General features: G+C 54.5%; 1 protein-coding gene (only partly in view). It reads left to right on the forward strand.

The genetic code is table 11. The annotated features are described in order from the left end of the window. Positions 1–13,367, forward strand: partial view of an Ig-like domain-containing protein gene (locus tag TSUB_RS07380; RefSeq protein ID WP_221274571.1) — the 5' end (the start) only. Its footprint extends 25,201 nt past the window's final position; 13,367 of the gene's 38,568 nt are visible here — the first part of the coding sequence; it begins with the start codon at positions 1–3; its stop codon lies off the right edge, out of view.

Genomic DNA, 13,367 nt, shown 5'->3' on the forward strand with positions numbered 1-13,367 from the left:
ATGGCTGAGTTGAACCAATCAACAGCAAACAATGATGTTAGCCGCGCAATTATTACCCAGGAAGGGGACATCTTGGATGTCAATCTGGGCGCTATTCAAGGTGACATTATTGTTGAAACTGACGGTGATAACATTGTTATCGAAAGTGTCACTGATGCAGGTCAGGTTGATATTACGGATGATGTACAGGCAATTATCGCCGCGATTGAGGCGGGACAGGACCCGACGCAGCAGGGTGATGAGTTCGCTGCAGCGGCGGGTGAAAATCAGGGCTCAAGCCTGATTGCTGCGGCTGAACTTGTGCGTACAGGTCAAGCCACATTGGCAGAAGCTGGTTTTGATACGGCGGCCATTAGTAACTTAGGTTTCTCAGAGCAGCAGTTTACCTCACTGATCGATTTTGGCTTTGATGCACTCATTGTTGGAGCTAGCACAACGGAGCCAGGTTCCGAAGATCCGACCATTGCCATTGATGACACTGATACTGTCGATACCGACACGCCAACTTTCTCCGGTACCAGTGACAATATTTCTGGTGATATTACGCTGACGATTACTGATGCCGATAATAATGAGCAGGAGTTCACCGTAACCCCTAATGCTGATGGTACATGGTCATTTACATTGCCTGAGGATTCAGCTTTGGCTGATGGTGACTTTACCGTCACTGTGTCAGCTGGTGCTGGTGATGCCGGAACGGTTACTGCGCAAGATACCTTTACCGTATTTGTCAATGATGCACCTACGATTTCAATTGCTCCTCAAAGTGTAACTGAAAATGATGCTGCTGAAGATGACGTTGTTGCAAATGTCACAACAAACGATCCGGATGCAGGGGCAACATTAACGGTAAGTTTTGCCGATGGTACCAATGCCGATGGATATTACGCGCTTGATGCTGATGGCAATGTTGTCTTGACTCAAGCGGGCGCCGATTTCGTTAATGGTGGTGGTACGCTACCTGAAATTTCGCTCGTTGTTTCAGATGGTACTTTGACGGGTGAAGCTTCAGCGACACCAACAACCAACTTAGTCAACGACACGCCAACCATCACGGTGACAGGTGGCAGTCTTACGGAAGATGCGACCAATACAGGTGACACGGTAGCAACGTATGTCACCAGTGACGAAGAAAATGAAGCGGTTACCGTCACTATCACCGAAGGCAGCGATCCAAACGGTTATTACCAAGTCAATCCAAACGGCACAGTGACATTGACCGAAGCAGGTGCGAACCATATTAATGGCGGCGGCAGCCTGCCAGCCGTTGATTTAACCGTAACAGACGGTAACACCAGCTCGACTGACAGTGCAACGCCAGCGGTGACGCCAAACAATGACACCCCAACCATCACGGTGACAGGCGGTAGTCTTACGGAAGATGCGACCAATACAGGTGACACAGTAGCAACGTATGTCACTAGCGATGAAGAGAACGAAGCGGTTACCGTCACCATCACTGAAGGCAGCGACCCAAATGGTTATTATCAAGTCAATCCAAACGGCACAGTCACGTTAACCGAAGCAGGTGCGAGCCACGTGAATGGTGGCGGTAGCCTGCCAGCAGTTGATCTAACCGTGAGCGATGGCAATACCAGCTCAACCGATGCTGCCACGCCATCAGTGACAGCAAACAATGACACGCCAACCATCACGGTGACAGGTGGCAGTGTTACTGAAGATGCGACCAATATAGGTGACACAGTAGCAACGTATGTCACAAGCGATGAAGAGAACGACGCGGTTACCGTCACTATTACCGAAGGCAGCGATCCAAACGGCTACTACCAAGTTAATCCAAACGGCACAGTGACACTGACTGAAGCGGGTGCGAACCATGTGAATGGTGGCGGCAGCCTGCCAGCCGTTGATCTAACTGTGACGGATGGCAATACCAACTCAACCGACAGTGCAACGCCAGCGGTGACGGCAAACAATGATACGCCAACCATCACGGTGACAGGTGGCAGTGTTACTGAAGACGCCACTAATGCAGGTGATACCGTCGCAACGTATGTCACCAGTGACGAAGAGAACGACGCAGTTACCGTCACTATTACCGAAGGCAGCGATCCAAACGGCTATTACCAAGTCAATCCAAACGGCACAGTGACACTGACTGAAGCAGGTGCGAACCATGTGAATGGCGGCGGCACGTTACCGGCAGTCGATTTAACCGTGACGGATGGCAACACCAGCTCGACTGACAGTGCAACGCCAGCGGTGACGCCAAACAATGACACCCCAACCATCACGGTGATAGGTGGCTCTGTCACCGAAGATGCGACCAATACAGGTGACACAGTAGCAACGTATGTCACCAGTGACGAAGAAAATGAAGCGGTTACCGTCACTATCACCGAAGGCAGCGACCCAAATGGTTATTACCAAGTCAATCCAAACGGCACAGTCACGTTAACCGAAGCGGGTGCGAACCATGTGAATGGTGGCGGCAGCCTGCCAGCGGTTGATCTAACTGTGACGGATGGCAATACCAGCTCGACCGACAGTGCAACGCCAGCGGTGACGCCAAACAATGACACCCCAACCATCACGGTAACCGGTGGTTCTGTCACCGAAGATGCGACCAACGCGGGTGATACCGTCGCGACGTATGTCACTAGCGATGAAGAGAACGAATCGGTTAGCGTCACCATCACCGAAGGCAGCGATCCAAACGGCTACTACCAAGTTAATCCAAACGGTACAGTGACACTGACTGAAGCAGGTGCGAACCATGTTAATGGCGGCGACAGCCTGCCAGCCGTTGATCTAACTGTGACGGATGGCAATACCAGCTCGACCGACAGCGCAACGCCAGCAGTGACAGCAAACAATGACACCCCAACCATCACGGTGACAGGTGGGAGTGTTACTGAAGACGCCACTAATGCGGGTGACGCGGTGGCGACGTATGTCACTAGCGATGAAGAGAACGACGCGCTAACGGTCACTATTACTGACGGCAGCGATCCAAACGGCTATTACCAAGTCAATCCAAACGGCACAGTGACACTGACTGAAGCGGGTGCGAACCATGTGAATGGCGGCGGCACGTTACCGGCGGTTGATTTAACCGTGACTGATGGCAACACCAGCTCAACTGACAGTGCAACGCCAGCGGTGACGCCAAACAATGACACCCCAACCATCTCGGTAAACGGTGGCTCTGTTACCGAAGATGCGACCAACGCGGGTGATACCATCGCGACGTATGTCACTAGCGATGAAGAGAACGACGCGCTAACGGTCACTATTACTGACGGCAGCGATCCAAACGGCTACTACCAAGTTAATCCAAACGGCACAGTGACACTGACTGAAGCGGGCGCGAACCATGTCAATGGTGGCGGCAGCCTGCCAGCGGTTGATCTAACCGTGAGCGATGGCAATACCAGCTCAACCGATGCTGCGACGCCTGCAGTGACAGCAAACAATGACACCCCAACCATCACGGTGACAGGTGGCAGTGTTACTGAAGATGCGACCAACGCAGGTGATACCGTCGCGACGTATGTCACAAGTGATGAAGAGAACGACGCGCTAACGGTCACTATTACTGACGGCAGCGATCCAAACGGCTACTACCAAGTCAATCCAAACGGCACAGTCACGTTAACCGAAGCAGGTGCAAACTATGTGAATGGCGGCGGCAGCCTGCCAGTAGTAGATCTAACTGTGACGGATGGCAATACCAGCTCGACTGACAGTGCAACGCCAGCGGTGACGCCAAACAATGACACCCCAACCATCACGGTAACCGGTGGTTCTGTCACCGAAGATGCGACCAACGCGGGTGATACCGTCGCGACGTATGTCACTAGCGATGAAGAGAACGACGCGCTAACGGTCACTATTACTGATGGCAGCGATCCAAACGGTTATTACCAAGTCAATCCAAATGGAACAGTCACGTTAACCGAAGCGGGTGCGAACCATGTTAATGGCGGCGGCACGTTGCCGGCAGTCGATTTAACCGTGACGGATGGCAACACCAGCGCGACTGACAGTGCAACGCCATCAGTGACAGCAAACAATGACACCCCAACCATCACGGTGACAGGCGGCAGTGTTATTGAAGATGCGACCAATACAGGTGACACAGTAGCAACGTATGTCACCAGTGACGAAGAGAACGAAGCGGTTACCGTCACTATTACCGAAGGCAGCGATCCAAACGGTTATTACCAAGTTAATCCAAACGGCACAGTGACATTGACTGAAGCCGGTGCGAACCATGTTAATGGTGGCGGCAGCCTGCCAGCAGTTGATCTAACCGTGAGCGATGGCAATACCAGTTCAACCGATGCTGCCACGCCATCAGTGACGGCAAACAATGACACCCCAACCATCACGGTGACAGGTGGCAGTGTTACTGAAGATGCGACCAACGCGGGTGATACCGTTGCGACGTATGTCACAAGCGATGAAGAGAACGACGCGCTAACGGTCACTATTACTGACGGTAGCGATCCAAACGGCTATTACCAAGTCAATCCAAACGGCACAGTGACACTGACTGAAGCGGGTGCGAACCATGTGAATGGTGGCGGCAGCCTGCCAGCAGTTGATCTAACCGTGAGCGATGGCAATACCAGCTCGACTGACAGTGCAACGCCTACTGTTAACGATTTTAGTGTTTCTAAGCCAACGATTGATTTAGTTTCTTCTAGCGACAGTGGTAGTAGTGATACAGATAATTTGACCAACGATACAACGCCGACGTTTACGTTAGGAAACATTGATAGTGATGTTGTTACTGTAGAAGTATTCGATGGCGATACTAAGTTGGGCGATGCTACTCAATCCCAAGATGGTAGTTGGTCATTCACTCCTATTAGCGACCTTGCGGATGGTACCTACAACGTAACTGTGAAGGTGACTGATGATGCGGGTAATGTTAGTGAAGCAGAGCGGTTGATAATCATTACCGACACAGAAGTGAAAGCACCGACGATCACCATCGCAGGCGATACCAATAACGATGGTGTGTACAACGCAGAAGAACTTGGAACAGATGGCACCGTGACGGCGACCATCAGCTTGCCAGACGACTTCAATGCGGAAACCGACACGTTGACCATCAACGGTGAAACCGTGTCTGCGGATGACATCGTCGATGGCAAAGTGACAGTCGAAGTGGCGCCAGAAGGCACCGTGACCGCACAAATCACCGATGCGGCGGGTAACGTCTCTGACGAAGCGAGCGAGACAGCGTTGGCAGCGGACACAGAAGTGAAAGCACCGACGATCACCATCGCAGGCGATACCAATAACGATGGTGTGTACAACGCAGAAGAACTTGGAACAGATGGCACCGTGACGGCGACCATCAGCTTGCCAGACGACTTCAATGCGGAAACCGACACGTTGACCATCAACGGTGAAACCGTGTCTGCGGATGACATCGTCGATGGCAAAGTGACAGTCGAAGTGGCGCCAGAAGGCACCGTGACCGCACAAATCACCGATGCGGCGGGTAACGTCTCTGACGAAGCGAGCGAGACAGCGTTGGCAGCGGACACAGAAGTGAAAGCACCGACGATCACCATCGCAGGCGATACCAATAACGATGGTGTGTACAACGCAGAAGAACTTGGAACAGATGGCACCGTGACGGCGACCATCAGCTTGCCAGACGACTTCAATGCGGAAACCGACACGTTGACCATCAACGGTGAAACCGTGTCTGCGGATGACATCGTCGATGGCAAAGTGACAGTCGAAGTGGCGCCAGAAGGCACCGTGACCGCACAAATCACCGATGCGGCGGGTAACGTCTCTGACGAAGCGAGCGAGACAGCGTTGGCAGCGGACACAGAAGTGAAAGCACCGACGATCACCATCGCAGGCGATACCAATAACGATGGTGTGTACAACGCAGAAGAACTTGGAACAGATGGCACCGTGACGGCGACCATCAGCTTGCCAGACGACTTCAATGCGGAAACCGACACGTTGACCATCAACGGTGAAACCGTGTCTGCGGATGACATCGTCGATGGCAAAGTGACAGTCGAAGTGGCGCCAGAAGGCACCGTGACCGCACAAATCACCGATGCGGCGGGTAACGTCTCTGACGAAGCGAGCGAGACAGCGTTGGCAGCGGACACAGAAGTGAAAGCACCGACGATCACCATCGCAGGCGATACCAATAACGATGGTGTGTACAACGCAGAAGAACTTGGAACAGATGGCACCGTGACGGCGACCATCAGCTTGCCAGACGACTTCAATGCGGAAACCGACACGTTGACCATCAACGGTGAAACCGTGTCTGCGGATGACATCGTCGATGGCAAAGTGACAGTCGAAGTGGCGCCAGAAGGCACCGTGACCGCACAAATCACCGATGCGGCGGGTAACGTCTCTGACGAAGCGAGCGAGACAGCGTTGGCAGCGGACACAGAAGTGAAAGCACCGACGATCACCATCGCAGGCGATACCAATAACGATGGTGTGTACAACGCAGAAGAACTTGGAACAGATGGCACCGTGACGGCGACCATCAGCTTGCCAGACGACTTCAATGCGGAAACCGACACGTTGACCATCAACGGTGAAACCGTGTCTGCGGATGACATCGTCGATGGCAAAGTGACAGTCGAAGTGGCGCCAGAAGGCACCGTGACCGCACAAATCACCGATGCGGCGGGTAACGTCTCTGACGAAGCGAGCGAGACAGCGTTGGCAGCGGACACAGAAGTGAAAGCACCGACGATCACCATCGCAGGCGATACCAATAACGATGGTGTGTACAACGCAGAAGAACTTGGAACAGATGGCACCGTGACGGCGACCATCAGCTTGCCAGACGACTTCAATGCGGAAACCGACACGTTGACCATCAACGGTGAAACCGTGTCTGCGGATGACATCGTCGATGGCAAAGTGACAGTCGAAGTGGCGCCAGAAGGCACCGTGACCGCACAAATCACCGATGCGGCGGGTAACGTCTCTGACGAAGCGAGCGAGACAGCGTTGGCAGCGGACACAGAAGTGAAAGCACCGACGATCACCATCGCAGGCGATACCAATAACGATGGTGTGTACAACGCAGAAGAACTTGGAACAGATGGCACCGTGACGGCGACCATCAGCTTGCCAGACGACTTCAATGCGGAAACCGACACGTTGACCATCAACGGTGAAACCGTGTCTGCGGATGACATCGTCGATGGCAAAGTGACAGTCGAAGTGGCGCCAGAAGGCACCGTGACCGCACAAATCACCGATGCGGCGGGTAACGTCTCTGACGAAGCGAGCGAGACAGCGTTGGCAGCGGACACAGAAGTGAAAGCACCGACGATCACCATCGCAGGCGATACCAATAACGATGGTGTGTACAACGCAGAAGAACTTGGAACAGATGGCACCGTGACGGCGACCATCAGCTTGCCAGACGACTTCAATGCGGAAACCGACACGTTGACCATCAACGGTGAAACCGTGTCTGCGGATGACATCGTCGATGGCAAAGTGACAGTCGAAGTGGCGCCAGAAGGCACCGTGACCGCACAAATCACCGATGCGGCGGGTAACGTCTCTGACGAAGCGAGCGAGACAGCGTTGGCAGCGGACACAGAAGTGAAAGCACCGACGATCACCATCGCAGGCGATACCAATAACGATGGTGTGTACAACGCAGAAGAACTTGGAACAGATGGCACCGTGACGGCGACCATCAGCTTGCCAGACGACTTCAATGCGGAAACCGACACGTTGACCATCAACGGTGAAACCGTGTCTGCGGATGACATCGTCGATGGCAAAGTGACAGTCGAAGTGGCGCCAGAAGGCACCGTGACCGCACAAATCACCGATGCGGCGGGTAACGTCTCTGACGAAGCGAGCGAGACAGCGTTGGCAGCGGACACAGAAGTGAAAGCACCGACGATCACCATCGCAGGCGATACCAATAACGATGGTGTGTACAACGCAGAAGAACTTGGAACAGATGGCACCGTGACGGCGACCATCAGCTTGCCAGACGACTTCAATGCGGAAACCGACACGTTGACCATCAACGGTGAAACCGTGTCTGCGGATGACATCGTCGATGGCAAAGTGACAGTCGAAGTGGCGCCAGAAGGCACCGTGACCGCACAAATCACCGATGCGGCGGGTAACGTCTCTGACGAAGCGAGCGAGACAGCGTTGGCAGCGGACACAGAAGTGAAAGCACCGACGATCACCATCGCAGGCGATACCAATAACGATGGTGTGTACAACGCAGAAGAACTTGGAACAGATGGCACCGTGACGGCGACCATCAGCTTGCCAGACGACTTCAATGCGGAAACCGACACGTTGACCATCAACGGTGAAACCGTGTCTGCGGATGACATCGTCGATGGCAAAGTGACAGTCGAAGTGGCGCCAGAAGGCACCGTGACCGCACAAATCACCGATGCGGCGGGTAACGTCTCTGACGAAGCGAGCGAGACAGCGTTGGCAGCGGACACAGAAGTGAAAGCACCGACGATCACCATCGCAGGCGATACCAATAACGATGGTGTGTACAACGCAGAAGAACTTGGAACAGATGGCACCGTGACGGCGACCATCAGCTTGCCAGACGACTTCAATGCGGAAACCGACACGTTGACCATCAACGGTGAAACCGTGTCTGCGGATGACATCGTCGATGGCAAAGTGACAGTCGAAGTGGCGCCAGAAGGCACCGTGACCGCACAAATCACCGATGCGGCGGGTAACGTCTCTGACGAAGCGAGCGAGACAGCGTTGGCAGCGGACACAGAAGTGAAAGCACCGACGATCACCATCGCAGGCGATACCAATAACGATGGTGTGTACAACGCAGAAGAACTTGGAACAGATGGCACCGTGACGGCGACCATCAGCTTGCCAGACGACTTCAATGCGGAAACCGACACGTTGACCATCAACGGTGAAACCGTGTCTGCGGATGACATCGTCGATGGCAAAGTGACAGTCGAAGTGGCGCCAGAAGGCACCGTGACCGCACAAATCACCGATGCGGCGGGTAACGTCTCTGACGAAGCGAGCGAGACAGCGTTGGCAGCGGACACAGAAGTGAAAGCACCGACGATCACCATCGCAGGCGATACCAATAACGATGGTGTGTACAACGCAGAAGAACTTGGAACAGATGGCACCGTGACGGCGACCATCAGCTTGCCAGACGACTTCAATGCGGAAACCGACACGTTGACCATCAACGGTGAAACCGTGTCTGCGGATGACATCGTCGATGGCAAAGTGACAGTCGAAGTGGCGCCAGAAGGCACCGTGACCGCACAAATCACCGATGCGGCGGGTAACGTCTCTGACGAAGCGAGCGAGACAGCGTTGGCAGCGGACACAGAAGTGAAAGCACCGACGATCACCATCGCAGGCGATACCAATAACGATGGTGTGTACAACGCAGAAGAACTTGGAACAGATGGCACCGTGACGGCGACCATCAGCTTGCCAGACGACTTCAATGCGGAAACCGACACGTTGACCATCAACGGTGAAACCGTGTCTGCGGATGACATCGTCGATGGCAAAGTGACAGTCGAAGTGGCGCCAGAAGGCACCGTGACCGCACAAATCACCGATGCGGCGGGTAACGTCTCTGACGAAGCGAGCGAGACAGCGTTGGCAGCGGACACAGAAGTGAAAGCACCGACGATCACCATCGCAGGCGATACCAATAACGATGGTGTGTACAACGCAGAAGAACTTGGAACAGATGGCACCGTGACGGCGACCATCAGCTTGCCAGACGACTTCAATGCGGAAACCGACACGTTGACCATCAACGGTGAAACCGTGTCTGCGGATGACATCGTCGATGGCAAAGTGACAGTCGAAGTGGCGCCAGAAGGCACCGTGACCGCACAAATCACCGATGCGGCGGGTAACGTCTCTGACGAAGCGAGCGAGACAGCGTTGGCAGCGGACACAGAAGTGAAAGCACCGACGATCACCATCGCAGGCGATACCAATAACGATGGTGTGTACAACGCAGAAGAACTTGGAACAGATGGCACCGTGACGGCGACCATCAGCTTGCCAGACGACTTCAATGCGGAAACCGACACGTTGACCATCAACGGTGAAACCGTGTCTGCGGATGACATCGTCGATGGCAAAGTGACAGTCGAAGTGGCGCCAGAAGGCACCGTGACCGCACAAATCACCGATGCGGCGGGTAACGTCTCTGACGAAGCGAGCGAGACAGCGTTGGCAGCGGACACAGAAGTGAAAGCACCGACGATCACCATCGCAGGCGATACCAATAACGATGGTGTGTACAACGCAGAAGAACTTGGAACAGATGGCACCGTGACGGCGACCATCAGCTTGCCAGACGACTTCAATGCGGAAACCGACACGTTGACCATCAACGGTGAAACCGTGTCTGCGGATGACATCGTCGATGGCAAAGTGACAGTCGAAGTGGCGCCAGAAGGCACCGTGACCGCACAAATCACCGATGCGGCGGGTAACGTCTCTGACGAAGCGAGCGAGACAGCGTTGGCAGCGGACACAGAAGTGAAAGCACCGACGATCACCATCGCAGGCGATACCAATAACGATGGTGTGTACAACGCAGAAGAACTTGGAACAGATGGCACCGTGACGGCGACCATCAGCTTGCCAGACGACTTCAATGCGGAAACCGACACGTTGACCATCAACGGTGAAACCGTGTCTGCGGATGACATCGTCGATGGCAAAGTGACAGTCGAAGTGGCGCCAGAAGGCACCGTGACCGCACAAATCACCGATGCGGCGGGTAACGTCTCTGACGAAGCGAGCGAGACAGCGTTGGCAGCGGACACAGAAGTGAAAGCACCGACGATCACCATCGCAGGCGATACCAATAACGATGGTGTGTACAACGCAGAAGAACTTGGAACAGATGGCACCGTGACGGCGACCATCAGCTTGCCAGACGACTTCAATGCGGAAACCGACACGTTGACCATCAACGGTGAAACCGTGTCTGCGGATGACATCGTCGATGGCAAAGTGACAGTCGAAGTGGCGCCAGAAGGCACCGTGACCGCACAAATCACCGATGCGGCGGGTAACGTCTCTGACGAAGCGAGCGAGACAGCGTTGGCAGCGGACACAGAAGTGAAAGCACCGACGATCACCATCGCAGGCGATACCAATAACGATGGTGTGTACAACGCAGAAGAACTTGGAACAGATGGCACCGTGACGGCGACCATCAGCTTGCCAGACGACTTCAATGCGGAAACCGACACGTTGACCATCAACGGTGAAACCGTGTCTGCGGATGACATCGTCGATGGCAAAGTGACAGTCGAAGTGGCGCCAGAAGGCACCGTGACCGCACAAATCACCGATGCGGCGGGTAACGTCTCTGACGAAGCGAGCGAGACAGCGTTGGCAGCGGACACAGAAGTGAAAGCACCGACGATCACCATCGCAGGCGATACCAATAACGATGGTGTGTACAACGCAGAAGAACTTGGAACAGATGGCACCGTGACGGCGACCATCAGCTTGCCAGACGACTTCAATGCGGAAACCGACACGTTGACCATCAACGGTGAAACCGTGTCTGCGGATGACATCGTCGATGGCAAAGTGACAGTCGAAGTGGCGCCAGAAGGCACCGTGACCGCACAAATCACCGATGCGGCGGGTAACGTCTCTGACGAAGCGAGCGAGACAGCGTTGGCAGCGGACACAGAAGTGAAAGCACCGACGATCACCATCGCAGGCGATACCAATAACGATGGTGTGTACAACGCAGAAGAACTTGGAACAGATGGCACCGTGACGGCGACCATCAGCTTGCCAGACGACTTCAATGCGGAAACCGACACGTTGACCATCAACGGTGAAACCGTGTCTGCGGATGACATCGTCGATGGCAAAGTGACAGTCGAAGTGGCGCCAGAAGGCACCGTGACCGCACAAATCACCGATGCGGCGGGTAACGTCTCTGACGAAGCGAGCGAGACAGCGTTGGCAGCGGACACAGAAGTGAAAGCACCGACGATCACCATCGCAGGCGATACCAATAACGATGGTGTGTACAACGCAGAAGAACTTGGAACAGATGGCACCGTGACGGCGACCATCAGCTTGCCAGACGACTTCAATGCGGAAACCGACACGTTGACCATCAACGGTGAAACCGTGTCTGCGGATGACATCGTCGATGGCAAAGTGACAGTCGAAGTGGCGCCAGAAGGCACCGTGACCGCACAAATCACCGATGCGGCGGGTAACGTCTCTGACGAAGCGAGCGAGACAGCGTTGGCAGCGGACACAGAAGTGAAAGCACCGACGATCACCATCGCAGGCGATACCAATAACGATGGTGTGTACAACGCAGAAGAACTTGGAACAGATGGCACCGTGACGGCGACCATCAGCTTGCCAGACGACTTCAATGCGGAAACCGACACGTTGACCATCAACGGTGAAACCGTGTCTGCGGATGACATCGTCGATGGCAAAGTGACAGTCGAAGTGGCGCCAGAAGGCACCGTGACCGCACAAATCACCGATGCGGCGGGTAACGTCTCTGACGAAGCGAGCGAGACAGCGTTGGCAGCGGACACAGAAGTGAAAGCACCGACGATCACCATCGCAGGCGATACCAATAACGATGGTGTGTACAACGCAGAAGAACTTGGAACAGATGGCACCGTGACGGCGACCATCAGCTTGCCAGACGACTTCAATGCGGAAACCGACACGTTGACCATCAACGGTGAAACCGTGTCTGCGGATGACATCGTCGATGGCAAAGTGACAGTCGAAGTGGCGCCAGAAGGCACCGTGACCGCACAAATCACCGATGCGGCGGGTAACGTCTCTGACGAAGCGAGCGAGACAGCGTTGGCAGCGGACACAGAAGTGAAAGCACCGACGATCACCATCGCAGGCGATACCAATAACGATGGTGTGTACAACGCAGAAGAACTTGGAACAGATGGCACCGTGACGGCGACCATCAGCTTGCCAGACGACTTCAATGCGGAAACCGACACGTTGACCATCAACGGTGAAACCGTGTCTGCGGATGACATCGTCGATGGCAAAGTGACAGTCGAAGTGGCGCCAGAAGGCACCGTGACCGCACAAATCACCGATGCGGCGGGTAACGTCTCTGACGAAGCGAGCGAGACAGCGTTGGCAGCGGACACAGAAGTGAAAGCACCGACGATCACCATCGCAGGCGATACCAATAACGATGGTGTGTACAACGCAGAAGAACTTGGAACAGATGGCACCGTGACGGCGACCATCAGCTTGCCAGACGACTTCAATGCGGAAACCGACACGTTGACCATCAACGGTGAAACCGTGTCTGCGGATGACATCGTCGATGGCAAAGTGACAGT

This window comes from Thaumasiovibrio subtropicus, assembly GCF_019703835.1.
Lineage (GTDB): Bacteria > Pseudomonadota > Gammaproteobacteria > Enterobacterales > Vibrionaceae > Thaumasiovibrio > Thaumasiovibrio subtropicus.